A 26,993-nucleotide genomic window follows, 5' to 3' on the forward strand; every position below is an offset into this window, starting at 1 on the left:
GGCGGGGAAATCCCCGCCTTGTCGTTGCATTAAGAGCAAATCAGTCAATCTCGCGGACCGCCCCTTTGGCAGCGGATGACGCGAGCATCGCATAGGCTTTAAGCGCTTTCGATACTTTGCGTTTGCGCGGCTCAACCGGCTTCCACCCGCTTTCGTCCTGAGCTTTGCGCCGTGCCGCCATTTCCTCGTCCGAAACGGCAAGGTTGATGGTGCGGTTTGGAATGTCGATCTCGATCTTGTCGCCTTGCTGGACAAGCCCGATTGCTCCGCCTTCTGCCGCTTCTGGCGAGACGTGACCGATGGACAGGCCCGACGTGCCACCCGAAAAGCGGCCATCTGTCAAAAGCGCACAGGCTTTGCCCAGCCCCTTCGATTTCAAATACGAGGTTGGGTAAAGCATCTCTTGCATGCCCGGACCACCGCGCGGACCTTCATAGCGGATGACAACAACGTCGCCCTCTTTAACCTTACCGGTCAGGATGTCGCTGACCGCTGCATCCTGGCTTTCGCAAACATGGGCGGTGCCGGTGAATGTCAGGATCGAGGCATCGACGCCTGCCGTCTTAACGATGCAGCCATCCAACGCGATGTTGCCAAACAGAACCGCAAGGCCACCGTCCTGACTGAACGCATGTTCTTTCGAACGGATCACGCCGCCTTCGCGGTCGGTATCGAGCTCTTTGTACCGGTTCTCGGTCGAAAACGCCTGCGTTGTCCGCACCCCACCGGGGGCCGCTTTGAAAAGGCTCTCGGCCTCTGGGTTGTTCGCGATCTTGATGTCCCACTTGGCAATCGCCTCGCCCATGGTCGAAGAATGCACGGTCGAACAATCATCGTGCAGCAATCCCGCGCGGCTAAGTTCGCCTAGGATCGAGAAGATGCCGCCAGCGCGATGCACGTCCTCCATGTGGACGTTGGCGGTGTTGGGCGCAACTTTGCACAAGCAGGGCACCTCACGGCTGAGCTTGTCCATATGCGTCATGTTGAAATCAACTTCACCTTCGTGCGCAATTGCCAGCAAGTGCAGCACCGTGTTGGTCGACCCGCCCATCGCGATGTCCAATGACATAGCGTTTTCAAATGCGCTAAAGGTCGCGATTTCGCGAGGCAGCAGACCTTTCTCCTCGTCTTGATAATGACGTTTTGTGATCTCGACGATCTTGCGACCGGCTTCGAGGAACAGGTGCTTACGATCTGCATGGGTCGCCAGTGTCGAGCCATTGCCCGGCAGAGCCAAGCCCAGCGCCTCGGCCAGACAATTCATCGAGTTCGCGGTGAACATACCCGAGCACGAACCGCAGGTTGGGCAAGCGTTTTCTTCGATATGCTGAACTTGCTCGTCGGTGAACTTATCATCCGCCGCTGCAACCATTGCATCAACCAGATCAACTTTTTTCAGGTCAAGGTCCGCCATGTCGACCTTGCCCGCTTCCATCGGGCCACCGGACACAAAGATCGCGGGGATGTTCAAACGCATCGCGGCCATCAGCATGCCGGGCGTGATCTTGTCACAGTTCGAGATACAAACCATGGCATCGGCACAGTGGGCGTTGACCATATACTCAACGCTATCCGCAATAACTTCGCGTGACGGCAGCGAATAGAGCATACCATCATGACCCATCGCGATCCCATCATCGACCGCAATGGTGTTGAATTCCTTGGCGACGCCGCCTGCGGCTTCAACCTCGCGGGCAACCATCTGGCCCAAATCTTTCAGGTGAACGTGACCCGGCACGAACTGTGTGAAGCTGTTGACGATAGCGATGATCGGCTTGCCGAAATCATCGTCAGTCATCCCGGTTGCGCGCCAAAGGCCGCGGGCACCGGCCATATTGCGGCCATGGGTCGAGGTTCTGGATCTGTAAGCAGGCATGTGGGCCCCACCTTGTCTGGAAATTGGTTTCAAACAGCGGATTATCATCACAAGCGGCTCGAAACCAGCGCTGAATGCGTAAAAGCCCCCGTTGACTTTGGCACAATCACGCTTGGCGCATCTTCTCCTCCACGCTAGAACCGACCAAGGCAACGTCCCGAAAGGCAGGCATTCATGACACAACGCAAGGTTCTGGTCACCGGTTCAGCTGGGTTTATCGGCTATCACTTGTCCAAACTCTTGCTGGCAGAGGGCTTTATGGTCCACGGCTATGACGGGATGACAGACTATTACGACGTCACGCTAAAACAGCGCCGCCATCAGATGTTGTTACAAGACGCCAACTTCTCAATGACCGAGGGGATGCTGGAAGATCAAACGTTGTTTGACAAAGTCGCTGACGCTTTCGAGCCGGATGTGATTGTCCACCTCGCCGCCCAAGCTGGTGTGCGCTACAGTTTAGAGAACCCGCGCGCTTATCTGGACAGCAATGTGATCGGCACCTTCAACGTGATGGAGGCTGCCCGCCGTCATAAAGTGGATCACTTGCTAATGGCGTCGACCAGTTCAGTGTATGGCGCCAATGACGTAATGCCCTTCACCGAAATGGAGAAAGCAGACAACCAGCTGACCATCTATGCGGCGACCAAGAAGGCCAATGAAAGCATGGCACACAGCTATGCACATCTGTGGAACCTGCCCACCACAATGTTTCGCTTTTTCACTGTCTATGGCCCTTGGGGGCGCCCAGACATGGCTCTGTTCAAGTTCACCAAAGGGATCATCGAAGGCACGCCCATCGACATCTACAACAACGGAGAGATGTACCGCGACTTCACCTATGTCGAAGATCTGGTACGTGGCATCCGGCTTTTGATTGACGCGGCCCCCGTCCGACCAGAGACGCCGGACGAGATTGAGGAGGGCGACAGCCTCTCGCCCGCAGCGCCATATCGTGTGGTCAACGTCGGAAATTCTGACAAAGTGCGCCTTTTGGACTTTGTGGACGCGATCGAGGACGCAATCGGTAAGAAAGCCCAGCGAAATTATATGGAAATGCAGATGGGGGATGTACCCGCAACTTGGGCAGATGCAACATTGCTTAAGCGGCTGACGGGATACAAGCCGGCGACAGATTTCCGCGATGGCGTGAACAGTTTTGTCGCGTGGTATCTGGACTATTATCAAGGCTAATCAGTTCGAATTCTAAACCAAGAAGTGGGCGTGCAGTTGCGTTTCGCCCATTTGTTGTAATTTTTAACTTTCCTTTAACGGATAATTAGGCAACATTAATCGCGCATTGGTTGTGTGGGGCATACAACAGCGAAAGCGTCGATTGAATGAAGGACATTCCAGATTTCGGGCCAGATTTCGGGCCAAATACCGGGCCCGACTGTGGAACACTCGCAGTGATTGGGCTTGGCTATGTCGGGCTGCCGTTGGCGGTGGAATTCGGCAAGCAAATGAATGTGATTGGGTTCGACATCGATATTGATCGGGTCGCAAAGCTGGGCCTCGGAATTGATCTGACAGGTGAGGTGACGACAGATGAACTTTCGTCAGCGCGGCACCTGCGTTTCAACACATCGCCTAGCGCTTTGACCGAGGCAACGACGTTTGTCGTTACGGTCCCAACCCCAATTGATCAGAACAATCGACCCGACCTGGGTCCTCTCAAGGCAGCGAGCAAAACCGTTGGTGACGTCCTGAAACCAGGGGACATAGTTGTCTACGAGAGCACGGTCTATCCTGGCGCGACCGAAGAAATATGTGTCCCAATTCTCGAACAAACCTCGGGCTTGGTCTTCAACCGCGACTTTTTCGTGGGCTACAGCCCGGAACGCATTAATCCTGGCGACAAAGTCCATAGGTTGTCATCCATTGTTAAAGTGACCTCTGGCTCGACGCCCGAAGCGGCCGACTGGATCGATGCGCTTTATGCTGGGATCATCACCGCAGGCACGCATAAAGCCGAAAGCATCCGGGTCGCAGAAGCCGCGAAGGTTATCGAAAACACCCAGCGCGACCTGAACATCAGTTTGGTAAACGAACTGGCAATAATCTTTAACAGGCTCGGGATCGACACAGGCGCGGTTCTTGAGGCGGCAGGTACAAAGTGGAACTTTCTGCCTTTCCAGCCGGGCCTTGTGGGCGGGCACTGCATTGGTGTCGACCCCTACTATCTGACCCATAAAGCCGAAGAGATTGGGTATCACCCGCAGGTCATCCTGTCGGGGCGACGGATCAATGACGGTATGGGGGCTTATGTTGCTGGTCAGATGATCAAATCTATGATGCGGAAGGGCATCAATGTCGCACGTGCTCGGGTCTTGATCCTTGGTCTTACATTTAAGGAGAACTGTCCTGATCTGCGCAACACGCGCGTGGTGGATATTATTGACGAACTGCGCGACTACGGTGTGACCGTCGACATTCACGACCCGCATGCCGATCCAAAAATGGCGCATTCGGAATATGGGATTGAACTGGTCGACAGCCCCGCAGAACATCACTTTGACGGCGTTATGTTGGCAGTCCCCCATCGTGCCTATCTTGATCGGCCAGAGGGTTGGATCACACGTTACGCCAAGAACCTCTCGGTCATATACGACATCAAATCCGCATTGCCGCGCGAAATGGCGGACCTCCGACTTTGAGCCGTGCCGCACTCTCTAAGCTCTGGGCACTCTTGACACCTCGCGAACGCAAACGGGGCGTGCTGGTCATCGCGCTGGCTTTGATCATGGCGCTTTTTGAGGTGGTCGGCGTGGCGTCAGTGTTCCCGTTCTTCTTGGCCCTATCTGACCCGACCTCAATCCAAGCAAACCAATATCTTTCATATGCCTACCAGTTTGGAGGTTTCACGAACACACACTCGTTCCTGCTCTCCTTGGCTCTGATCACCTTCACCTTTTTGGTCAGCAGCGCGTTGATCCGCAGCCTTGGCGAATACGCCATGACGCGCTTTGTACAGATGCGCCGCCATAGCCTTGGGACGCGATTGATGGAGCGTTATCTCCACCAACCCTATGCTTTTTTTCTTGGGCGACACACCGGAGAGATGGCCAAGAACATCCTGTCCGAAGTCGAACAAGTCACGATGTTCGCCTTGGCCCCGGTGCTGCGCATAACCACGTCACTGGCCACACTGCTTGCCATTCTTGGCTTCCTGCTGATCATGGACCCATTGATTGCAGTGGCGGCCATGGTCATTTTGGGCACCGCTTATGCTACGATTTTCCTAACGATCAGACGCCTTGTGACACGCAACAGTGCGCGTCGGGTGGCTGCTGATGAATTGCGATATACCATCGCGCGCGAAGCCTTAGGCGGCATCAAAGACATCCGAATCCTTGGAAAAGAGGATGCCTATATTCAACAGTTCCGCGAACCATCGATTGAGGTTTCGCGGATGCAGGCCGCAAACCTTGTCCTGGGGCAGGTCCCAAAATACTTGGTCGAGGCTATCGGCTTTGGCGGCATGCTAATCCTTTGTGTGGCACTTCTTTCGACGCTTGGGCCTGCTGCCAGCACAGCGGCGATCTTGCCGAAACTGGGGGTTTACGCTTTTGCGGGCTACCGGATGCTGCCGTCGGTACAAGGGATATACCGCGCCATGGTCGAGTTTCGCTTCGGTGCGGGCGCGGTGGATATCCTTTACGATGACATGGACCTTCTGGCACCGGTGCCACGCAGTGAACGCTCTTTTGCCCCCATGGGATTGAAGCGCGAAGTAGCATTGCGAAATGTCGGGTTCTCATATGCCGGTGGATCACAAGGGATTGCTGATATCTCTTTCACCATCACAGCCGGCATGTCCGTGGGCATCGTGGGCGGTACGGGTGCGGGCAAGACGACCCTTATTGACCTGTTGCTTGGCCTTCTTTCCCCGAAAGAGGGGAAGATATCTGTCGATGGCACCAACCTGAATGGGACGAATGTGCAAGATTGGCAGGCGTCGATCGGCTATGTTCCGCAATCCATTTTTCTGGCCGATATGAGCATTGCCGAGAATATTGCGCTGGGCACGCCGTGTGCAGAGATCGACATGGCGCGGGTCCGCCAATGTGCCAAACTCGCGCAGTTGGCCGAGTTTATCGAAGGCACGTTGCCGGAAGGATATGATACGTGCATCGGAGAAGCTGGCGTGCGCTTGTCGGGGGGGCAGCGCCAGCGGATCGGTATCGCGCGTGCCCTGTATCGCGATCCCGACATTTTAGTCTTTGACGAAGCAACCAGTGCGCTGGATGGCATAACCGAGCGCGAGGTTATGCAGGCCATCGCTGCTTTACACGGGCACAAGACAATCGTGATGATTGCCCATCGGATGTCGACGGTTGCGGCCTGCGACAAGATCATCTTGCTGGATCAGGGGCGTATCGCCGGGTGTGGTAGCTACGCCGAACTTATCGCACGTCATGAGGGGTTTCGTGACCTTGCGGGGGCTGGCGTATGAAGCATTCTCCGACCATGCAACCCGACCTTCATGCAGGGCCTGTTGTCGCAATCCTACTGCCCGATCTGCGCGGCGGTGGGGCTGAAACAGTGATGCTTACCTTGACAGGCGAATTCAAAGCACAGGGATATGCGCCAGTGTTTTTACTCGCGCAGGCGAAAGGCGCACTGTTGGATGATGCCTATCTGGCTGGGTTCCCGGTGATCGATCTCAACTCAAAAAGGCTAAGAGGGGTGAGCGCTCCGCTTAGGCATTGGCTTCGTCACAATCCACCAGCGATCTTGCTGCCCGCAATGTGGCCTTTGACCTGTATCGCAATCTGGGCTGCGCGGGGTACAGGCGTGCCAGTGATCACGACGGATCATGCGACCCTGTCACGGCAATATGCAAGCAAGGGTCCGTTGCACCGGATGGCATTGCGGACGAGCATCCGTACGACCTATCCCCGGGCTCTGGCCAATGTTGCGGTCTCTCACGGCTCGGCCCGGGATATTGAGCGGTTGGGTAGGTTGCCGAGAGACAGAGTTAACGTCATTCACAACCCGGTCGCTCCTCCGAAACCTTCAATGGCGACCGCAAACTGGAGCAATGGCGCACGCCACCGCGTCCTATCGGTCGGAAACCTGAGGTGGCAGAAAGATTTTCCAACGCTGATCCGCGCGATGCGTCAGCTTTTGGATCAAGGCGCTGACGCCGAATTGGTGATCCTTGGTGAAGGGCCCGAGCGGGGATCATTGGAAGCCTTGATTAGCGAATTGGATCTAGAGCACCGTGTGTCACTACCGGGATTCACCAAAGACACTGCTGCCTTTTTCCAAACTTCCACTGTCTTTGCTCTGAGCTCGTGCAGCGAAGGGTTTGCCAACGTGATTGTCGAGGCTCTGTCGCACGGGCTACCCGTGGTCGCCACCGACTGTCCGCATGGCCCGGCGGAAATATTAGAACACGGTGCACATGGGGCGTTGGTCCCTGTCGGTGACCCAACGGCGCTGGCTCAGGCGTTGTTAGACGGTTTGCATAGACGTCATGACCCAGTTGCCGCCCGCCAACGCGCCTGTGACTTCGCGCCAAAAATTGCAGCCCAGAAATACTCCTCCCTTTTTCCGATCCCAAGTTTTCCAAAGTTGAAAGGCCAGTTATGAGCGCCATACGTTCAATATTCATCACCAATAATGGTCTGTCTGACCACATCGGCATTTCGCAGGTCCTGCCGTATCTTGAAGGTCTGGCGGCGCGCGGCCATCAGCTGGCCTGCGTTTCGGTTGAACGACCGGCCAAGCGACACACCTATGCCGAACAGGTGGCACCGCGTTTGGAACGCGCTGGGGTCATGCACACACCGATACTGCGCTCGCGTTCTCCACTGGCAGGAAAGCTGGAACGATTTGCGATGCCATCGCAGCTTCAGCACCGGCTGGATGCCTTGGTTCGGTCTTTCCATCCCGATCTGATTCACTGCCGCAGCTACATGCCGTTGGGGGCTGTTTTAAATGCCAACCAGCACCACGGCATCCCCTTCCTGTTCGACATGCGAGGGTTCTGGGTGGATGAGCGCTGCGAAGCGGGTGTTTGGAAAGGCCCGTTGGGCAAAAGGGCTGCTGACCACTTTCGCCGCCGCGAGGTGCAGGCCATCAACCGCGCTGCGGCCACAGTAACATTAACCCACGATGCAAAGTCCCTGATCGCGATGCGGCGCGGGCAAGCTGGTACGCCCATTGAAACCATCCCATGCAGCGTCGACCAATCCCGGTTCAAGCCGGACAGCTCGCTTCGGGGGCGGATGCGGCTGGAACTGGGGTTACAGGATCACGATGTGGTTTTGGCTCATCTGGGGTCGACAGGGCCGCTTTACGAAGTCGGCTCCACGTATCGGCTGATGGCTGCGCTACGTCGCCAAGGGATGTCTGCGAAGCTTCTTATGATCGGATCACAAACCTGCCGCCAACATATTAGGGCCGCCAAGCGCATTGGGATTATTCTGTCCCATGACGACCTGATCTGCCGTCAGGTCCCGCATGATCAGGTGCCTGCCCTCTTGAATGCTGCCGATATCGGCCTGTCATTTCGGATTGCTAGCAAATCCAGCCTCGGTGTGTCTGCGACGAAGGTTGGCGAGTATCAGTCCTGTGGGTTGCCCGTTATCAGCAACACCGGCGTCGGAGACATTCACGAAATCATACCAGATCGGCGTTATGGGCTGGTGTTGGCCAGCCACGACGACGCAGCAATCGAGAATGCCGCCAACGTCATCGCGACGGCCCCGTTCGCCACCCGCGCCGAAATACGGGCGCATGCGGCCGACCGGTTCTCGATGATCCGTGCGTGCGACATGTATGATCGTATCTACCGCTCGTTTCGAACAGAGAGGAAAGCGGCATGAGCCACACGCACCGTATCCTTGCTGTCGATGTTTGCGGTACGCTTTACGACGCCAACACGACTGCGGGCTTGGTTATGTTTCATCATTCAAGGCGAGCCAATCGTTGGCGATTTGCCGTTCTGAATGTACTGACCCATCGCAAAAGCCCCTTTCGGGTCGTTTCTATAGCCGTCAGCAAACTCACGGGATTCGATCTGCATCGAACTGCGGTTTTGCTAAGCTTGCGCGGCGAACGCGTGACCTCGTTAGAAGCCTCAGCACAACGGTATGTTGAGGATCATCTGCCCCGCAAGGCGATCCCACAAACCCTTGCGCGAGTGGATGCCATGCGCGCAGAGGGTTGGGAGCCGGTTCTCGTCTCGAATGCGATCAGTCCGGTCGTATCGCAGATCGCCGACAAGATGGGCGTGCGTTCTGTAGCCTCTCAGCCCAAGGTCAAGGCAGGTCGGCTGACCGGGCGGCTAGATCGTGACCTGACCGGGCACAAACGACGCGCGCTTGAAGTATTTCTAAACCGTTCACTGCGTGACGCAGAATTTGCAGTGATCACCGACAATCGCACGGACAGGGATTTGGTCGCGTCGGCGGACCCCGCGATACTGATCGCACACGGTAAACCTCGCAGGTGGATGAAAGGGTTTGATGCAGAAATCATTTGCCCCTGAAACGTCGCGTCTGATCGCCCTTCTGCCTTTTGGCTATGCCTTCGTATCGCGTTATCACTGGCCCCGCGATTTCGTGGTGAACGCGCTGACGGCATGGGTGCCGGGGATCATCTTGGTCTCTGTTTTGGGAGGGTTGACTATTGGCCCCGCGGTCTTCGCATATCTGCTCGGATACACGGCTTTCATTTGCCTTTACGAGGTCGGATACCTAGCCAATGACAGCTATGGCCTGAAGCACGATCCAACACCACGACCGCGAGTGACTTTCAAGTTAGGTGCGGCCTTCGCCACGTTATTTGTTCTGATCCGTCTAAGTGTTTTCCTGACCGCCATTTGGGCACTGGGGGTGTCTTCGAACGCAGTCTATTGGGGCGCCGTCCTCGCGCTTATTGCAACGCTTGTAGCCCATAATTGTCTGCATGCGGTCGAATTGAAATTCTACACATTCTTGCAACTATCACTGCTTAGGTTCGCGCTTCCGGCTTTGCCGGTTCTGTTGGCGGGGGCTGAAACAGGGCCTGTTCTAACGCTTTTTGCGGTCGGGCTTTGTCTATTCACCCTGCCTCGATTTCTGACCTATCTGGATGCTAAAGGGCGGTTGGAGCTGCCAGAGCGCAAGGCGCGAAGCTACCACCTCAAGGCCCACCTTGCAGTGGCGCCGACCCTGGTGTTCGTCAGCCTTCTGACATCCAGCCCGGCGGCTTTGATATGTCTGGCATGGGCGCTGCTTGTTCAAAGCATATATATCCAGCGGGGTCAGGCGCTGGACTCGCCTGTTTCAAACGCGCGGGTGTTATGATTTACCTTGCGATCTTTGTTCTGCTGGGCTTGCTACGGCTGTGCCTTGCGGGGCAACCACGCTTGCGCGATCATTCGTACTTCTTTGTGCTGCTTGGGCTGTTCCTCTTCGTCGCTTTTCGGCTAGAGGTCGGGTGCGATTGGAACGGATATCAACGTCACTATCGCCTTCAGCTGGGCCAAGATCTGACGGACGCCATGATGGAGCGAGAGCCGCTTTGGTGGGCATTGACGCACCTTGTTGGCCGCTTAGGGTTGGGCTATCCGTGGCTCAATGTAGCCTCGGCTGGCATCTTCTTTGCTGGTGTTCACACCCTTGCACGCAGGCAGCCAGACAGGCTGGGGTTTTTGATCCTGCTCTACCCGGTTCTGATCATCAACATGCCCATGTCGGGTATTCGGCAAGCCGCAGCGATTGGCGTAATGTGTGCAGGCTTTGTTGCCTTTACCTGCGCCAGACCGAAAAGCTTTGTGATTTACACTCTAATTGCAACGGGGCTTCACATCAGCGCCGGGGTGTTCCTGCTGCTCGCGCCGCTGGTGGGAAAGGACTGGATCAAGGCGCGGCTAGTTGCAGCGTTCCTGTTGGCGGGGCCAGGCATTACTATGCTTCTGGCGGGCGACGGGGCGCAGCTCGCCGTTGCCCGCTATGTCAATACCGGTGTCGACGCCCATGGTGCACTGTATCGTGCAGGGCTTTTGGGGGCGACGGCGGTACTGTTTTTTCTGGTGCTGCGTGGTCCATGGCTCAGACAGTATCCCAAGGATATTCGTTTGGTGAACCTGGCCGCCCTCATGATGCTAGCGATCCTTCAGTTGATCGTTGTCTCAAGCGTCATTGCAGATCGGATTGGCTACTATCTTGTACCCGTGCAGGCAATGATGCTTGCGCGCATGCCATTCCTTGATCTGGGTCGTAGCAAAGCGGTGCTGAGCACCGCGCCTTATGCTGTTTTGTTGGTCATGCTGGCTGTCTGGACCAGCCAGTCGACCCATTTTCGATATTGTTACTTGCCCTACGACAGCTGGCTTTTTGGCATGCCCGATTTCTATCGCTTTCCTAACTGAGGTACCACAATGAGAATTGTTCTGACCGTCAACGCTGCTTGGAATGCTTTGAATTTTCGCCGTCCGGTGATCGAGGCCCTGTTGGACCGGGGCGATCGCGTCACAATACTTGCTCCTACCGATCCCGCCTCAAAGGCCCTTAGGGATATGGGGTGCGATGTGGTTGACCTTGAAATGGACGTGAAAGGCTTATCACCTCGTCTGGATGCTGGGTTGGTCGGGCAGTTTGCACAGCATTTTCGGGAGCTGAATCCAGATGCCGTGCTGAGCTACACAATCAAGAATAACATTTTTGGCGCGATGGCGGCACGGCGTTTGGGGATACCATTTCTTCCCAATGTCTCGGGGCTTGGAACCGGTTTTCTTTCCGGAAGAGTCCTTCGATTGGTGGTGGAGGGTTTGTATCGCTTTGCCTTTCGCGCCTTGCCAATCGTGTTCTTCCAGAACCCGGATGACAGGGCATTGTTCGTCGAACGCAACCTGATCGCACACCAGCATACGCGGCTTCTGCCAGGTTCAGGGATTGATCTGGAGCACTTCGCACCAGTGCCTCAGCCGCGTTCAAAAACGACGGTTTTTCTTATGATCTCTCGTCTGTTGCGGGATAAGGGCGTGATGGAATTTGCGCAGGCTGCTTATCAATTACGCACCGAGCGAACGGACGTGCAGTTCCAGATTCTCGGTGCGGTCGACACCGCTAACCGCTCGGCCATATCGCCGCTGGTTTTGGCCGAATGGGTGAAGGATGGCCGACTAGAGCATTTGGGTGAGCATCAAGATGTTCGGCCCTTTATCGCAAAGGCTGACTGCATTGTCCTACCATCATACCGTGAAGGCGCCCCCCGAACGTTAATCGAGGCCGCCAGTATGGCACGCCCACTTATCGCAACCGATGTGCCCGGCTGCCGGCATGTGATCGACGAAGGGGTTACCGGTTTACTTTGCCCGTCACACAGCGTCAGCGGTTTGTGCCAAAGTATCGAGGCCTTCCAATGCTTGCCACCAACAAAGCGCAAGGCGATGGGAGAAGCGGGGCGCGAGAAAATGGCTCGGGAGCACGATCAGCGCATCGTGGTCACCGAGTATTTGCGGGCTGTTGATGCCTTGACCCTGTCTGGGCGTACTGGCGGTGCGCAGCAGAGTGCCTGAATGAACCGTCGCCTTGATTTTGCGCTGGGCAACTCGACCGGCTTCAGGACCTGGCGAGTGCTTGGCCCAACTTTTCGAGCATCAGAATGCATTGTTTCAATTGGTCGAGTGACACGTACTCATTTGCCTTGTGCGCTTGCTCAATTGAGCCCGGCCCGCAGATAACGACATCCATCCCAAGCGACTGAAAGATGCCTGCCTCGGTGCCAAAGGAAACAAGATCCGCGCAGTTCGTTCCGGTAAGTTCAGAGACCAGCTTCAGGGCTTGGTTTTCATCTGTGGGGATCAAACCCGCGACCTCACCAATAGTTTCTGTCTCGATTTTGGCGCCGGGGTGGATGGTGCGCATTGCCGGCAGAAGCACTTCGTCGCAGTAGCGCTGGATCTCGTCCTTCACGAAATTCGCATCGGAACTTTGAGTCGGGCGCATTTCCCATTCTACCTCAGCCCGTGGTGGGATCACGTTGTGTACGCTTCCGCCAGTCAGACTTCCAACATTTAGTGTTGTCCAAGGTGGCTCAAAACGGCTGCCTGATGGTGCCATATTGCGCAGTTGGTCGCGCAGTTCCAGCAAGCGATTGACATAACGTACAGCATACTCAACTGCGTTGACACCGCAGTCGGGGGTCGAGCCATGCCCTTCTAGCCCCTGAAATCGTGTGGTGTATTCGAAGCAGCCCTTGTGGCCTTCGATGATCTGCATGCTTGTCGGTTCACCGATAATCGCGAGGCTGGGCGTAGTGGATCGCGCCAATAGTGACTGTGCAAGCTGCTCAGCCCCGAGACAGCCGACTTCTTCGTCGTAAGTGAAAGCAAAATGCAGGGATCGATGATGCACGTGTCTTGCGAACATTGGTGCCATGGCAACGGTTGCTGCGATGAACCCTTTCATGTCGCATGCCCCGCGTCCGAATAAACGACCATTGTGCTCAATCATTTCGAACGGGTCGCTCGCCCAGTCCTGGTCGGTCACCGGCACGACATCGCTGTGACCGGACAAGACAATGCCCCCATCGCGATCTGGCCCCAAAGTTGCAAACAGGTTGGCCTTCTTGCCACTTCCATCCAGTTCGATGTCGACCCTCGCACCAGCCTTCTCCAGCTTGTCGCACAGATAGTTGATCATCGATAGGTTGCTGTCGGCCGATACAGTGGGGAAGGCGATAAGGTCAGCCAATATTTGCTTGGTTTGATCAATCACCGTCCTATTCCTTTACGAAGAGCTTACGTTCAACATCGCAAAGAGCTTTAGCAGGTCCATCAGTGCCAATCAGAATGGTTTCGGTGGTCTCTAACCCCCAATTGTCCATCCATAAGGCGGGCATGAAGTGAAATACCATGCCGGCCCGAAGCACCGTCTCGTCTTCACTGCGGATCGACGCGGTTCGCTCTCCCCAATCAGGAGGGTAGCTGAGGCCAATCGGATAGCCCATCCGACCGGAGCGCTCTATTCCATGTCTTGCCATCACGTTCATAAAGGCATTGGCGATATCGCACGTCCGGTTACCAGCTCGGGCGGCGTCCAGCCCGGCTGAGATACCCTCGATCTGTGCGGCCTCCGCGCGGCGCATGTCATCGGCCGGTGTACCAAGAAAGACAGTTCGGCAAAGCGGTGCGTGATAACGTCGATAACATCCTGATAACTCGAAGAATGTAGCCTCGCCCCCGCGCATTTGTGCGCCGTCCCAGGTCAGATGGGCCGCCGTTGCATCCAGCCCGGACGGGGTAAGCGGTACAATCGCCGGGTAATCGCCCCAATCGTCTCCGACGCCGGTGACGCTGGCATGCATGATGTCGGCGACAAGGTCGTTTTTGCGTACACCCGGTGCGGCGCGGTCTATGGCGGTTTTTACGATCTTTTCGGAGATACGCGCTGCTTTTTTGATGAACTTAATTTCCGCCTCTGACTTTATCAGACGCTGCCAGTTGACCAGCGCTGTTGCATCCACAAGCTTGGCATTGGGCATTTCATCACTCAAGACCGCGTGGGCTTTTGCGGAGTAATAGTAGTTCTCCATCTCGACACCAATGCGAGCCTGTTCCAGCCCACGTGCCCTTAGGTGTCCAGCGAGGTCTTGCATTGGGTGGGCGACGGTCGATTGTACGTAATGGTCTTCGTAGCCTAGGATACTATGATGGTTCATCCAGCAAGTACGCCGTCCCCCCATCATATCCATGTAGCGGCCCCACCAAACGGGTTCACCTTCCAGCAGGACAATCACGCCCTGATGTACGTAGAAGGACCAGCCATCATAGCCGGTAAGCCATGCCTGATTGGATGGATCGGTGACAAAAAGCGCTTCCAGACCTGCGGCTGCCATGGCGGCACGGGTCTTGGACAAACGTCGTTCGTACTCGGGAAGATCAAAGGCAGCGTTCGATTTGCTCATCTATGTTCCCCTGTCGCATGTCTGGCGCAAGTGATCGCAGAAGCCTAGTATAGCTTTTTTCGGTTGGCTATCGAAGTTTATCGATCATGTTTTCTTGGAATCAGAGTTCAGGCCGATTGGGATAGCTTGAACACCTCTTCCTGTTGTACCTCAATCGACCCATCTGTTCCGACTTTTACAGTCTGACCCTGCTGCAGGCCGTCCAGCCCTGAACATCCGACACACATCAGAATGTCCTTTTCGCGGGCCACAATCGACATATGGCTCAGCCATCCGCCAATTTCGCTTAAGACCCCACCTGCGCGAGCAACGAAGGGCAACCATGACGGGCTGACCATGCGGCAGACGATGATGTCCCCATCCTTGAACCCATCAAAGGCGCTTGCATCCAGACTGGCATCATCTTTCACGACAAAAATGCGTCCGGTCGCGCCGTGGCTGCCGGACACGCATGTCCCCCCCAGTGCCGGGCCCTCTGCACCCCCATGGATCGGGGTCGATGCCGACAGCAATTCACAATCACGAAGGGTCAACGAATGCTGCTTAGGGCCAGTTTTCAACAGCCTTCTGCCGCGTTTTTTGCGCCACTTCGCCCGAGCTTTATAGATGCCTGCTTCGGTCTTTGCGAGCCGTTGTAGTTCGTCCATTTTTAGGTAAAAGATCAGTTCTCCGAGTTCGGTCTTTTCGGCCAGGGCTAGAATGGCGCGCCGTAGCAGGGCCACGATCCGAAGTGCCTCGTGTTTGGCCTGTTCTTTGAGGTCTTGCATGGCAATCGCCAGGTCGACTGGATCTTGTGGTGTTGTGAACGGATCTTTTTGCGGGTCGGTGGTCCTTGGCGCTGCACCTTCGAGCAACGACCACAGAAGATCGGGGTTCTCTGCATATCGCGGCATGCTCAGTTCATAGTCGACAACAGATCGATGCCCCATCATCTCTAATAGGACCCGCTTCTTTGCCTTGCCCTTCAAGCGTGCGCAATTATCGACAATATTAGTTGGAGTGTGGTGCAAGACTGGGTGCATGAGGCGGCTGTGGGCATCAGGATTGCTCGTCGCGAAAGCCGTGGCTTCCCCGTGTGTGAACCCAGCCAGGATGTTGATCTTTTCGGCCTCAACATAGACGCCTTGCACCAATGTATACTGCAGCTCTTCGATGGCAGTCACAATTTGGGCCGTCGAAAGCAATCGAAAATCGACGGCTTGCCAGATGGCCAGGCTTTCGTCCAGGTCTGGAATGGTCTTTTCGCAGAATTCTTCTAGCATGGCGTGGGCTTGCTTGCGCATTTGGCGAGCTCTGCCATTGCTTAGTCGCAACGCCATCCGATGTTTGAGGTCGCAGTTTACGAAGGTGCGACCAAAGAAATTTACGAGGTGTCCGGGGCGACCTTCGGGCAGGTTGTACTGCACCCCCAACTGCCGGCACGCATTATCCAGACTTCCGCCAGCCGCCCAGAACTGCCCCATAAGCGAAAACGATAGCGGTGTTGGCCGTGGCAGAACTTCGGACATTTCATCTTGTTCCAGGATTACACCTTCGACGTCCGCGTCTTCGAACATTTTGAAGATGCGGCGCCACTCGGCTGTGCGCGCCTGTTCTTTTGCGCCACCGGAAACCAGTGTCGTGATATCTCGGCTTTGCACGATCTTGAATGCCCCGTTGGCGTAGGCCCATTCGATGTCTTGCGGACAGCCAAATACCGCTTCGATCTTCTGCCCCATTTCCAGAAGCGGAGACAGATCGATCGGAGCGCTATCCTCGGTCGCGGCCAATTTGGTATAGCGCCCAAAGCGTAAGCCTTGCGGTGTCACGCGCCCGGAAACCAGATCGTCCCCGCAGCCCTCGACAAGTTCCACCATCATTAGGCCGGGCGCAGTTGGATCCTGTGTAAACAAGACCCCAGCATATTCTGCTCGCACCATGTGTTGGACCAGAATATTGCCCTCATGCTGGGTTGGGTCTTGGTCGTTGACCTGCGGTTCATAGCTCGCCGCACGCGCAGACGAGAAGGACGCGATAACTGTTTCCAAGGCGAGGACCATATCGGCTGGGCGTACATCTAGTTCGCTTTCGAAGATGCCCGCATAGCTCTGCTCGGCGCCATCCTCGCTGGCGGCTGAGCTTCGAACCGCACAAGGCCTGTCACCAATGATGCCCGAGATTGCTCGTGCAAAGGTGTGTTTCTCACTCGCGCCCATCTCGCCGAAGGCTTTGATAGCCTCGGTCCGCACCACCACTCCGTCAGGAACCGGTAGGCCGGCATTCTTTAGGACCGAAAGTCGATAGGATTTGTTCCCGCTGTCCAGTAGTTCGGCAGTTTGAGCCAGAGGGATCACCCCGCGCCTGCGGTTGCGGTTCGTCCACTGTCGCACCATCGCCCTTCCCCTTTGAACCAGCGATGCCAATGCGCCCGTGACATAGGCCCTTTGAAGCAACAGAAGTGCTAGGCTGACGCACAGATAGATGTTGCCCGCAGCGCTTAGCTGGAACACCAGCACGAACATCGTCGGGGCGCCAAGCACCCACCATAGGATCACTTGGCGGCGGGTCTTGGCGACCGCCCAATGCAGATATGTGCCGGCAAGCAGGGCAAACATCACGGGCAATAGATACGTTCCATCCGGCAACCCGAGATTTGCAATCCACAGGAACGGGCCATTCACCGATTTTGCAGCCTGCTCGATTGCGCTGAGGCCTAGCATCATGACGGGTAGGAACAACAGCGCCATCAGATTGCGCATTGGTGTTAACCCTTTCTCAACATGGAATTGTTGCACCGCGCGCGCGCGTCTAACGGGATCGTCCTTCAGCATGTTTTTTAGGGATTTTAACTCACCTGCGTGCCGAGCCATTGTGATCTGATCTTGCTCGGATTTCAGCGCGATGGGAAGCACAAGCAGACGTGACAAAACTGACAGAGCAACAAGTCCTAGGATGAAATGAGAACGCGCGCCGATCCAAATCAAAACCTCTGCAAGCTTGTTCACGCCCGTTTGCCATATTGTTGTTTGTTGCTCTGCTAACCATTGCTGCACATGGGGTTTGGGTTTGGGGGCGATGAAGTACTCCCATGGTGTGGTGTATCGCCCAAGAAAATCGATGCCAGCTTCGCTTAGTTCCAACCCAAGAACTTGCGACATGAAACAGCTACGCCGGTCATAACAGGCCGCGATTGTCGGTTTGTTTTCCAGCTGTGCGATGCGAGCTTTCAGATCTTCGGTCGGGAGCGCTCGTAGGGGAATATTGATCGCACCGGGCAGATGCCCTGTGGCAAAATCACCGGGATATCGAGTGTCGACAATCTGTAAGTCTTCACTTGATTTCAGCGCTTCGAAATCCGCTGTGCTAAGCAGAACATCTTTGCCCGAGTAGTCCGGAATCGCGCGCAGGTCGGACAGTGTCTCGACGGTCTTGTCGCTAAAACTGCGCCCTTCGACGATCCATTTCTCGATCCCACCAGCAATAAAGCGGCAGTCGAACCCTCGTGCGGCCAGTTCGGCGCAAGTCTCACTACTACGATTGCCATTATGGCAAAATAGGACAACTTGCTTGCCTTCCAGTGGGATGGCGGAGGTTAGGAAATCGGGAAAGCGCACATGTTGTGCCCCAGGCAAAGTGCCCATTCGGTTTTCCGCCGTTTCGCGGACATCAAAGAACAACGTATCCTGCGTATTGTCCGGGGCGATGAGCAAATGCTGAGCGTCCTCTGTGCTGATGGCCAGCGGATTGTTTGCTTGTTTGTCGAAGCTCGTTTCCTTCAGGTTTTCGTCCTGAATTTGTGTGCCGTCGAACTGCGCAGGCCGGGTCAGTGTTGCTTGGAGGTGGGCCAGTTCTTTGGCTTGATTGCTGCGGTATTGCCAAAAGTTGAGCGCACCCATTAAAAGGCCGACTAAGACCAGGCCGGTGACCAGACGGACGGGAAAACGGCCATGGTGCGCTCCGGTTGTGGGTGTGAATCCAAGTCGCCGTGCGATCAGGGCGCCCGCACCGGTCACCGCAGCAAACCCAACGGCAAAGACCTGAGATAATGAGGACACTGACCCGATGACAAGCTCTGGTGACGGGATTGCGACCGCGGTTCTCGGCAGCAGCGCTAGCATCACGGCTAGCATCATCATCTGCCCAGTTTGAAGCTGAGGCGACGGCATCGGTTGATAACTTTGTTCTTTGGTCACGACCTGCCCACCCGCTTAGTTTGAATTGGATTCAATTATTAGATGTGTCAGGTGGTTAAGGAATCGTTAATTTATCAATTGGTTAACGGAGGCCTCGCAAAGTGTCAGAGGCACCCTGTTATTTAAGGTTGCAAACGCAATTAACTAATTATTCTTCTGTGTTTGCCATGCTGATCCTGTCTCAGCGCTCTCTCACACCGGTACGGGCGCGTCCAAATGATTGGAGGTCACCATGAAGATCACAGCTCTAGCGCCACGCACAGGGTGCCCCCGACTTCGAAACCTTGTGTCTTCGATCTGCCGAACATTTTCAGGACTATTGCTGGCCCTGATCTTAGCCACGCCTGCGACCGCGGAGATTCAGTTGGTTTTTGGTACCTATGCGGCAGATAAGCCCACCGCGACAGTCAAGAAATACAAGCCATTTCTGAATTATCTGGCACGGGAGATGTCAGTAATTCTTGGTGATGACGTAAAGATTAGGATGAAAATCGCAAAGGATTATGAGGCTGGAATAGATCACCTTGCCCGTGGTGACGTGGATTTTGCACGCTTCGGACCTGCCTCCTATATCACCGTTTTTGAGCGTGATAGCGGTATTAAGATCGTTGCGATGGAGTCAAAGAAGGGAAAAAAAAGATTCAAGGGTGTCATAGCGGTTCAGGCCGATAGCAATATTCAATCACTTTCAGATCTTGCGCATCAGAGCTTTGCCTTTGGCGATCCTCTTTCGACAATCGGTCGTTATCTTGCCCAAAGTCACCTGATCGACGCGGGGATCACCAGCAGGGAACTAAGTGGTTATGAGTTTCTCGGGCGACATGACCTTGTCGGAACGGCGGTTGGCGCCGGTCGATACAAGGCAGGTGCGCTCAAAGAAAGCACATTCAAAAAGCTGGTCGAAGCGGGTGTCCCGATTCGAGTCTTGTTTGAGTTCGACAACGTCACCAAGCCTTGGTTGGCGGCCTCTAATATGGATCCGAAAGTTCTACTGGCTATGCGGCAGGCCATGCTGGCAACTACAGACCCAGATGTCCTTGATAGCATCGCCAAAGATGGGTTCGTCGAAGGCTCTGACGCCGACTACGATTTTGTTCGCAGTGCCATGAAGCACAGCGCTGGTTTTTAGTAGAGCCTTCAGATGTATCGCATGAAGAAAATGGGAATAAATGCTCAGATCGCGCTGTCGATGACCTTCGCCGCCGCGCTGGTCATCTTTCTCGTGGGCGAATATGAATGCCGTGCAGAGACGCGTAGAATGAATGCAGATTTGCTAGCACAAGCTGATCTGACGGTGTCGCTTATCAGCGGGCTCATGATTGAACCTATCATCGTTCAAGATACCCCCATTCTTGAAACCGCGATGAATGAGGCGCTGTTGCGTAACCCCAAAATACTCGGTTTGACCATTAGGGATGAGTTCGGAGATCTGGTGGTCCATGCCGAGCGTGATAACTCGAAGTTCAATAGCTCGGTGCGTCAGTTCACCCGTGATATCGTCTTTGATGGAGAGCCATTTGGCGTCATGGAAGTGGATTGGTCTACATCTGAAGGGCAGGCGCTCATCACGGCCAATGTACATCAAACTCGTCTAACTATTGCGATAACAGTTTTTGTGCTTTCCGCCCTCTTCCTTCTTCAAACCAATGTTCTTGCGATGCGACCGCTGCGCAACATTCACGGCAGGATGTCTGCGGTTGTCGCTGGTCAAAGCCCACCCAAGACGCCACTACCATCCTTCGTCTCAAGGGAGTTTGTTGAGTTAGATTTTTCTGTCACCGTGCTGCAAGAAACCTTTGCTGAACGTGATGAACGCGAGTATGCGCTAGAACTTGCCAAGGAGCGTGCCGATCAGGCGAGCCGAGCAAAGTCGGACTTTCTTGCGAACATGAGCCACGAAATCCGAACACCAATGAACGGTGTAATCGGTATGGCAGAGTTGCTGCTCGAAACCAAACTGGATGAAGATCAGTCAATGTATGCCGAAACCATCTCTAATTCTGGCGCTGCGCTGTTGACGATTATCAACGATATTCTGAACTTTTCAAAGATCGAGGCTGGAAAGATGGAGCTTGAAGAAGCTCCATTTGATCTGCAATCCGCCATTGAGGACGTGGTCACGTTGCTTTCAGCCAAAGCCAGTGAAAAATCAGTTGAGGTAGCGTTACGGTATGACCCGACCCTGCCAAGGTGGTTTCAGGGGGACGTTGGTAGGCTTCGGCAGGTCATCACCAACATCGCCGGAAATGCCGTCAAGTTTACGCTAGAGGGGCACGTCTATATCAACGTGACAGGTGTGCAACGCGAAGACAGCTATGATCTGCGTATTGATGTCGAGGACACAGGCATTGGCATTCCCACGGATCAAGTGGATCTTATATTTAACGCTTTCGAGCAAGTGGATAGTTCGCGCAATAGAAAATTTGAAGGTACAGGGCTTGGCCTAGCAATTTCTACACGCTTGGTGACCTTGATGGGGGGGCGGATATCTGCCAAGTCAGAGGAAGGTCGTGGCTCACACTTCGCGATCGAGCTGATCTTGCCGAGAAGCGAAAAAACACCGGCTTCGACACTGGACGGCAATCTTAAACTTGCCGGACTACGGGTCTTGGTGGTCGACGATCTGGAATTAAACCGAAGAATCCTTTCCGAACGGTTGAGCGCATGGGACGTGACCCCGGTCCTCGCAGCATCAGGATCCGCCGCGCTTAGAATCCTTGAGGAGGCTGGCGAGCCTTTTGATCTTATTATTCAAGACTACCAGATGCCGTACATGGATGGGGAAGAGTTGGCCCGAAGAATCCGCGCGATGGACAAGTTCGAAGGTTTGCCGCTTATCGTGTTATCTTCAGTTGACCAATCACTGGATGTGGCTACAAAAAATGAAATTGGTCATTGTGAGGTACTGCTGAAGCCTGTTCGATCCGGACAGTTGCGAAACACGATCGCCCGCTCGCTTAAAATGCAAGGGTCCTCCGCCCCAACAACAGAACCTGCATCGCGTCGCAAAGCAATGGACCAACCAATTAGTGTTCTTGTTGCTGAGGACAACAAAACCAACCAGCTTATTGTTGAAGCGATGCTCAAGAAATCGGCCGTGTCCCTGACCTTTGTCGAAACGGGTCTTGAAGCGATCCAGAGCTTTGCTGAAAATAGACCTGATATCGTACTGATGGATATGTCTATGCCGCAAATGGATGGTATCGAAGCCACCCATGCCATTCGCAAGTTAGAGCAGGAAAGACACAGTGACCGTTGCCCGATTGTCGCCCTGACCGCCAACGCCCTGAAGGAAGATCAGGAACGTTGTGTAAAGGCAGGAATGAATGATTTCCTCACCAAGCCAATCAGCAAAGCTGCGCTGCTGGCTGCCATCCACAAATGGGCGGTCCCCAGAGTGCGGCGGCGCAAATCAAGGTCTTGCGCTATCCAGTTGCCTGACAATCGCCTGATCGAAAACGGGGCGATAAAAAAAATGGGCCGGAACTGACGCATTATTAGCAAGGGCCGGTTTTCTCTTCGCAATCAGCTGTCGTGCCCACAGGTTTAGGATCTATTCAACCGCACGACCGCGAACCGTACGTGAAATAGTGATGTGGGGGCAAACATTGCCGAAACGGCCAACCCATTGTTGAAGGCTATGTGTTCGGTTTTTTGCGCCGCCTCGGCTAGGTGATTGTCGGCGGTGTCGCGACGGGGGAGGTCAGAAATGACAGTTAACCGTATGAACCTTGTCCCCAAAATGTACGGCCACTTCCAAGTGGTCTGAGTTGCCCCGCAAAGCTCCTGCTGTGCGGGGCTGGGCAGTCTGCCGTTTCTATGGCGCGCGCTCTTGTGCACCGACAGGAAAGCGGCATCGAACTATCGGCATGGGGTCTGCACAAAGGAGGTCTTGGTTGAAGTAAGGCGGTGGCGGTATCTTGGTTGCAGGGGCAGAGCCAGCGTTGGCGGAGATGTGAGCACGAGCACAGATGTGGATGCCTTGACTACGATGTTTAGAGAATGGTCGTTTGGTAGCATAGACAGTAAATAAAATAGGCCCCGCAATACAGCGGGGCCGTTCGTTCTAAAAACCACCACTCACAGGTGAACGCATCGCCGCAATGGATGACGACACAACAAGAACACTAGACAAGAATTGTGGCAAATTTCAGGGCTATATGTGTCGAATAGTCCCCTAAACTGTTCGTAGAGATGCCGAATTTGACGCGCCTGCAGCGGGTAAAACTCCGGCTGATTTGTGGGGTGATCGCCTGGTCTCTAACCACGCTGGCGGGTGCAGATAGTGTTGGCAAAACACCTCACACAAGAGTGACTTTAATCTTTGTGGTCAATGCTTTGCCTGATTTCTGTCCTGTGAGTGGTGAAATCAATCGATCCCTACATCAAAGACCGCTCAATCGAAATAGAGATATTTGCGCCCCCCCATCTAAAAATAGTAATACTAAAGTCTATGCTTCTGCGCCCACTTGCGCACCCAAACTATTTTGAATGGAATCCAAATATGAAGAAGTTCAATTCCTGGAGTCACTTACAAACGATACTAGCTGTAGTGGACGCCGGATCATATCGCGCGGCAGGAGAATTGTTAGGTGTAACGAGTAGTACCGTCGCGCGACATATTGATGCCATATCAGAAGAACTTGGACATCCTATCTTTGTTCCTAAGGGCAATTTTAGAGAACTGACCGATGTCGGGAAGCAGCTCGTCAGTATTGCGGATAAAACACAAACCAACCTCAGTTTCTTGATGAAGAATCTAGAGAATGAAAGCGAGAGATTTGGATCAGTTCAGATAAGCACACTTTCATTTGTTTGTAGTGATTTTCTTGCGCAGTATATTGATACCTGGCGACGGGATAATCCCGATGCCAAACTGATCATCGACGCGACCGATCGGACTACGGCTGTCGAACGGGGCGAAGCAGATGTTGCCCTTCGGCTGAGTCGCCCCGATACAGCCGGGATTTCTAGGTTCAAAGTCGCCAATTGTCGTGTTGCTTTGTTTTCCCCTTCACGGCAATCTGACGCTGGTTGGATCGGGCTTTCAGGCTCTTTAGACGATCTTCCTGAAATGCGAATGGCACGAGAGCATTTCGGATGCAGTCCCGCCGTCAGATTGGAATCCTACAGAGCAATTGCACGGGCCTCGAGTTCCACCGGTCTCCCTTGCGTAATACCGACATGTTTGGCGAGAAATTACCCCGATATGCAAATCATTGGTGGGTCGCGTGTTCCCGTAACCGTTAATCGCGAGCTTTGGTTTCTATTCTACGAGAAGCGAAATAAGGATCCTGCCATTATTGCTGCAAGGAACTGGATCAAGAAGGTTTTCCCTTCGGCGAACAAATGTTTGTGTGGGAAATGCGGAGGTTGAGGTGGCGCTCGCTGCAACCCCGCGCGAATAACCAAGGCAATCAATGTACGTGCAGGGAATCCAGTCGAAATCAGCCCGTCGCTGCGACACAAGTTTCGTTATCCTCTCCTCTTTTTGAACAAGGTTGGTGGTTCGCCAGCTTGGGAAAGTTGACGAAAACCTGATGAGGTCGGAACTGACGCCAGTTTGAGCATGTGCAGCATCTGGCGAAGCCGAAGGAATTGTGGCAGGTGAAGGTCCTTGCCGGAACAAGTTGTTCCACTAAGAAACTGGAGCACGAAAAAGACGTCGCCCTAGAAACAGCAGATATCACCAGTTCTATATGCCCGTGATCGGATAAAGCAGAATGTTGCAAGAAATAAGCAGCTTCAACAAGTAGGCTATTGGGTTTTACCGAGCGCACGGGCTCATCGAGCGAGCTCGTTAGCCAGATGAATAGTGGCATAGCGATTTCATCACCGTTCTTGATCTCGCAGGGACTTACCTAGCTAACAGCAAAGATCGCGCGAAAGCCGGGTTTTACAAAGCGCATGAGCTGGGTAAAAGGGTGGATACTGCCAAGCTGATATCAACTGGTGTGTTGTATTTAATTTTGGAAATATGGTGCCCAGAAGAGGACTCGAACCTCCACGTCCATACGGACACTAGCACCTGAAGCTAGCGCGTCTACCAATTCCGCCATCTGGGCACGGTTGGTGAGGCCGCGATGTAAAGCGCACTGGTGTTACTGTCAACCGGATTCGCCGGGAATTCACGAATTCCGTTTGCGCCTTGCTCTGAGCGCTGTGGAAAGCTATTCAAACCTCAAGGTTTTCAAGGAGAGCTACCATGTCCAAGCTTGTCACAATCTATGGCGGTTCGGGCTTTGTTGGGCGCTATATCGCGCGCCGCATGGCCAAACAGGGATGGCGCGTGCGCGTTGCGGTCCGCCGACCGAACGAAGCGCTGTTCGTCAAGCCCTATGGTGCGGTAGGGCAGGTAGAGCCCATTCTGTGCAACATTCGCGATGACGTCTCGGTGCGCGATGTGATGTTGGGTGCAGATGCAGTGGTGAATTGCGTGGGTGTGCTGAACTCGATCGGAAAGAACAACTTTGACGCCGTGCATCACGATGGGGCCGGACGTATTGCCCGCATCGCCACCGAGCAAGGTGTTGCGCAGATGATCCATTTATCTGCCATTGGTGCTGACGCTGACAGCAACAGTGAATATGCGAAAACTAAGGCCGAGGGCGAAGCAGATGTGATCGCAGCATTTCCGAACGCCGTTGTCCTGCGTCCCTCTGTCATTTTTGGGCCCGAGGACGAGTTCTTTAACCGCTTTGCCGGAATGACTCGCTTTGGACCAATCTTGCCTATCACCGGTGGTGACACGCGATTCCAACCCGTGTTTGTCGACGACGTGGCTGCCGCTGCCGAGAAGGCAATTCTGGGTCAGGCCCAAGCTGGCGTCTATGAGCTTGGGGGGCCAGAGGTCGAGACCTTGCGGGAGTCGATCAACCGAATGCTTGGTATTGTTCAACGCCGTCGGGCAGTCATAAATTTGCCGTTCGGTATCGCGTATCTTCAGGCATCTCTGTTTGATTTTATCCAGTCCATGTCTGGTGGGCTAATCAAGGCACCACTGACCCGCGATCAAGTTCGGTCTCTGCGCCACGACAACGTCGTCGCCCAAGGTGCCAAAGGGTTCGAGGCCCTGGGCATCACACCGACCGCGATGGAGGCGATCCTGCCCGACTATCTTTGGCGTTTCCGCAATCACGGCCAGTATGCGGCCATTCAGGATTCGGCTAAGAACTTACGCTCGAACGGGTAGTGGCTGGATCGGAATTAAAGGCGTGGTCGCATCCGCGCCTTTTTTACAGATAAGCGATTCCAAGTAGTACACACCCCAAGGCAATCCTATAGATCACGTAGGGTGTGAAGCTGATCGAGCGTAGAAGCCTCATCATCAGGCTTAGCGCCAACAGGGCAGAGATAAAGGCGAAGACTGCAGCAATCGCGCCGTCCTTTGCGACCTCGACATTCGCCGTCGCCACGACCTCGGCGCCCAGTAAGACACCAGAGGCAAAGATCGTCGGGATCGACATGAGCATGGAGAGCTTTGCTGCGTCAGTCCGTTCGTATCCCAAAGCACGGGCGCCTGAGATCGTTGCGCCAGATCGCGAGGTGCCGGGAATCAAAGCGAGTGCCTGCCATAGACCCATGATGATCGCGTCACGCAAAGACCAATCATCGGCCTTCTTCTGGGTCGGGCCTTTCTGATCAACCCAGTACAGCACCACCCCAAACAAGATCATCGTCCAGGCAATTACCTTGATCGAGCGCATCGCGTCATCCAGGCCGGTCAGCTTTAACAGCAGACCAAAAGCGATGGCAGGCAGGGTCGCGATTGCCAACAGAAAGGCAAGTTTTGCGCCGGGTGTATCAATGCGGCCCGTCAGCATGCGGGGCACGCCCGCCAGCCCCATACGTACATCTTTCCAGAAATACAGCACGACCGCCCCCAGCGTGCCCAGATGGACCGCAACATCAATTGTCTGCCCTTGATCGGGCAACCCAGTGAGGTGAGGTACCAATGCAAGGTGCCCCGACGACGAGACAGGTAGGAATTCTGTGATTCCCTGAATAACCGCGACGAGGAAAAGGTGGGCAAGGGTCAT

18 protein-coding genes and 1 tRNA gene are annotated in these 26,993 nt (G+C 54.6%); 13 read left to right on the forward strand and 6 right to left on the reverse strand.

Annotation, left to right across the window (positions count from 1 at the left end):
- Window positions 1-40: 40 nt before the first annotated feature.
- Window positions 41-1,876, reverse strand: coding sequence for a dihydroxy-acid dehydratase (ilvD, locus tag V6N04_RS11095; RefSeq protein WP_371170231.1), 1,836 nt, complete (start codon window positions 1,874-1,876; stop codon window positions 41-43).
- A gap of 174 nt (window positions 1,877-2,050) precedes the next feature.
- Here ilvD and V6N04_RS11100 point away from each other — a divergent pair, with 174 nt between their 5' ends.
- From V6N04_RS11100 to V6N04_RS11140, 9 genes are all read left to right on the forward strand, one after another.
- Window positions 2,051-3,070, forward strand: a complete 1,020-nt coding sequence (locus V6N04_RS11100; protein ID WP_371170232.1) for an NAD-dependent epimerase/dehydratase family protein — start codon at window positions 2,051-2,053, stop codon at window positions 3,068-3,070.
- 146 nt (window positions 3,071-3,216) lie between these two features.
- A complete protein-coding gene (locus V6N04_RS11105) occupies window positions 3,217-4,533 on the forward strand; it encodes a nucleotide sugar dehydrogenase (protein ID WP_371170233.1) in 1,317 nt (438 codons plus the stop codon).
- Window positions 4,530-6,332 (forward strand): ABC transporter ATP-binding protein, encoded by a 1,803-nt coding sequence (locus V6N04_RS11110; RefSeq protein ID WP_371170234.1) that lies wholly within the window; start codon window positions 4,530-4,532, stop codon window positions 6,330-6,332. The genes V6N04_RS11105 and V6N04_RS11110 overlap by 4 nt, the downstream gene beginning before the upstream one ends.
- Window positions 6,329-7,474 carry a glycosyltransferase gene (locus V6N04_RS11115; protein WP_371170235.1) on the forward strand — a complete coding sequence of 382 codons (1,146 nt, stop codon included), beginning with the start codon at window positions 6,329-6,331 and terminating at the stop codon, window positions 7,472-7,474. The genes V6N04_RS11110 and V6N04_RS11115 overlap by 4 nt, the downstream gene beginning before the upstream one ends.
- Window positions 7,471-8,712 (forward strand): glycosyltransferase, encoded by a 1,242-nt coding sequence (locus V6N04_RS11120; RefSeq protein ID WP_371170236.1) that lies wholly within the window; start codon window positions 7,471-7,473, stop codon window positions 8,710-8,712. Before V6N04_RS11115 ends, V6N04_RS11120 begins: the two co-directional genes overlap by 4 nt.
- Entirely contained in the window at window positions 8,709-9,377 is a 669-nt protein-coding gene (locus V6N04_RS11125; protein ID WP_371170237.1) for a haloacid dehalogenase-like hydrolase, read from the forward strand. The genes V6N04_RS11120 and V6N04_RS11125 overlap by 4 nt, the downstream gene beginning before the upstream one ends.
- Window positions 9,355-10,176: a hypothetical protein gene (locus tag V6N04_RS11130; protein WP_371170238.1), complete on the forward strand. Its 822-nt coding sequence runs from the start codon at window positions 9,355-9,357 to the stop codon at window positions 10,174-10,176. Before V6N04_RS11125 ends, V6N04_RS11130 begins: the two co-directional genes overlap by 23 nt.
- Entirely contained in the window at window positions 10,173-11,243 is a 1,071-nt protein-coding gene (locus tag V6N04_RS11135) for an EpsG family protein (protein ID WP_371170239.1), read from the forward strand. Before V6N04_RS11130 ends, V6N04_RS11135 begins: the two co-directional genes overlap by 4 nt.
- A 9-nt stretch (window positions 11,244-11,252) precedes the next feature.
- Window positions 11,253-12,392 (forward strand): glycosyltransferase family 4 protein, encoded by a 1,140-nt coding sequence (locus tag V6N04_RS11140; protein ID WP_371170240.1) that lies wholly within the window; start codon window positions 11,253-11,255, stop codon window positions 12,390-12,392.
- A gap of 43 nt (window positions 12,393-12,435) precedes the next feature.
- Here the strand turns inward: V6N04_RS11140 and argE are convergent, their stop codons facing one another.
- The 3 genes from argE to V6N04_RS11155 form a co-directional block, all read right to left on the reverse strand.
- Window positions 12,436-13,593 (reverse strand): acetylornithine deacetylase, encoded by a 1,158-nt coding sequence (gene argE, locus V6N04_RS11145; RefSeq protein WP_371170241.1) that lies wholly within the window; start codon window positions 13,591-13,593, stop codon window positions 12,436-12,438.
- Between the two features lie 4 nt (window positions 13,594-13,597).
- Window positions 13,598-14,782 carry a M24 family metallopeptidase gene (locus V6N04_RS11150; RefSeq protein ID WP_371170242.1) on the reverse strand — a complete coding sequence of 395 codons (1,185 nt, stop codon included), beginning with the start codon at window positions 14,780-14,782 and terminating at the stop codon, window positions 13,598-13,600.
- 107 nt (window positions 14,783-14,889) lie between these two features.
- Window positions 14,890-18,954: a PEP/pyruvate-binding domain-containing protein gene (locus V6N04_RS11155; protein WP_371170243.1), complete on the reverse strand. Its 4,065-nt coding sequence runs from the start codon at window positions 18,952-18,954 to the stop codon at window positions 14,890-14,892.
- 319 nt (window positions 18,955-19,273) lie between these two features.
- Between V6N04_RS11155 and V6N04_RS11160 the strand changes: the two genes are divergently transcribed.
- The 3 genes from V6N04_RS11160 (at window position 19,274) to V6N04_RS11170 (ending at window position 24,331) form a co-directional block, all read left to right on the forward strand.
- Window positions 19,274-20,083, forward strand: a complete 810-nt coding sequence (locus V6N04_RS11160; protein WP_371170244.1) for a PhnD/SsuA/transferrin family substrate-binding protein — start codon at window positions 19,274-19,276, stop codon at window positions 20,081-20,083.
- Window positions 20,084-20,095: 12 nt separating this feature from the next.
- Complete coding sequence (locus tag V6N04_RS11165) at window positions 20,096-22,444, forward strand: response regulator (RefSeq protein WP_371170245.1); 2,349 nt, start codon at window positions 20,096-20,098, stop codon at window positions 22,442-22,444.
- A gap of 1,014 nt (window positions 22,445-23,458) precedes the next feature.
- Window positions 23,459-24,331, forward strand: coding sequence for a LysR family transcriptional regulator (locus tag V6N04_RS11170; protein ID WP_371170246.1), 873 nt, complete (start codon window positions 23,459-23,461; stop codon window positions 24,329-24,331).
- A 601-nt stretch (window positions 24,332-24,932) separates the two neighbouring features.
- On the opposite strand, the gene V6N04_RS11175 is transcribed toward V6N04_RS11170, so the two are convergent.
- Window positions 24,933-25,019 (reverse strand) — tRNA-Leu (locus V6N04_RS11175).
- Window positions 25,020-25,159: 140 nt separating this feature from the next.
- Between V6N04_RS11175 and V6N04_RS11180 the strand changes: the two genes are divergently transcribed.
- Complete coding sequence (locus V6N04_RS11180) at window positions 25,160-26,146, forward strand: complex I NDUFA9 subunit family protein (RefSeq protein ID WP_371170247.1); 987 nt, start codon at window positions 25,160-25,162, stop codon at window positions 26,144-26,146.
- A gap of 43 nt (window positions 26,147-26,189) precedes the next feature.
- Here V6N04_RS11180 and V6N04_RS11185 read toward each other — a convergent pair whose 3' ends face one another.
- On the reverse strand, window positions 26,190-26,993 hold the full coding sequence (locus V6N04_RS11185) for an undecaprenyl-diphosphate phosphatase (protein ID WP_371170248.1): 804 nt from the start codon (window positions 26,991-26,993) through the stop codon (window positions 26,190-26,192).

Source organism: Aliiroseovarius conchicola (assembly GCF_041403445.1).
Taxonomy (GTDB): domain Bacteria; phylum Pseudomonadota; class Alphaproteobacteria; order Rhodobacterales; family Rhodobacteraceae; genus Aliiroseovarius; species Aliiroseovarius conchicola.

Coding starts and splice junctions, on each gene's coding strand:
- ilvD (WP_371170231.1), bottom strand. CDS start 1,876: ATGCCTGCTTACAGATCCAGAACCTCGACCCATGGCCGCAATATGGCC.
- V6N04_RS11100 (WP_371170232.1), top strand. CDS start 2,051: ATGACACAACGCAAGGTTCTGGTCACCGGTTCAGCTGGGTTTATCGGC.
- V6N04_RS11105 (WP_371170233.1), top strand. CDS start 3,217: ATGAAGGACATTCCAGATTTCGGGCCAGATTTCGGGCCAAATACCGGG.
- V6N04_RS11115 (WP_371170235.1), top strand. CDS start 6,329: ATGAAGCATTCTCCGACCATGCAACCCGACCTTCATGCAGGGCCTGTT.
- V6N04_RS11120 (WP_371170236.1), top strand. CDS start 7,471: ATGAGCGCCATACGTTCAATATTCATCACCAATAATGGTCTGTCTGAC.
- V6N04_RS11125 (WP_371170237.1), top strand. CDS start 8,709: ATGAGCCACACGCACCGTATCCTTGCTGTCGATGTTTGCGGTACGCTT.
- V6N04_RS11130 (WP_371170238.1), top strand. CDS start 9,355: ATGCAGAAATCATTTGCCCCTGAAACGTCGCGTCTGATCGCCCTTCTG.
- V6N04_RS11135 (WP_371170239.1), top strand. CDS start 10,173: ATGATTTACCTTGCGATCTTTGTTCTGCTGGGCTTGCTACGGCTGTGC.
- V6N04_RS11140 (WP_371170240.1), top strand. CDS start 11,253: ATGAGAATTGTTCTGACCGTCAACGCTGCTTGGAATGCTTTGAATTTT.
- V6N04_RS11150 (WP_371170242.1), bottom strand. CDS start 14,782: ATGAGCAAATCGAACGCTGCCTTTGATCTTCCCGAGTACGAACGACGT.
- V6N04_RS11165 (WP_371170245.1), top strand. CDS start 20,096: ATGTATCGCATGAAGAAAATGGGAATAAATGCTCAGATCGCGCTGTCG.
- V6N04_RS11170 (WP_371170246.1), top strand. CDS start 23,459: ATGAAGAAGTTCAATTCCTGGAGTCACTTACAAACGATACTAGCTGTA.
- V6N04_RS11180 (WP_371170247.1), top strand. CDS start 25,160: ATGTCCAAGCTTGTCACAATCTATGGCGGTTCGGGCTTTGTTGGGCGC.
- V6N04_RS11185 (WP_371170248.1), bottom strand. CDS start 26,993: ATGACCCTTGCCCACCTTTTCCTCGTCGCGGTTATTCAGGGAATCACA.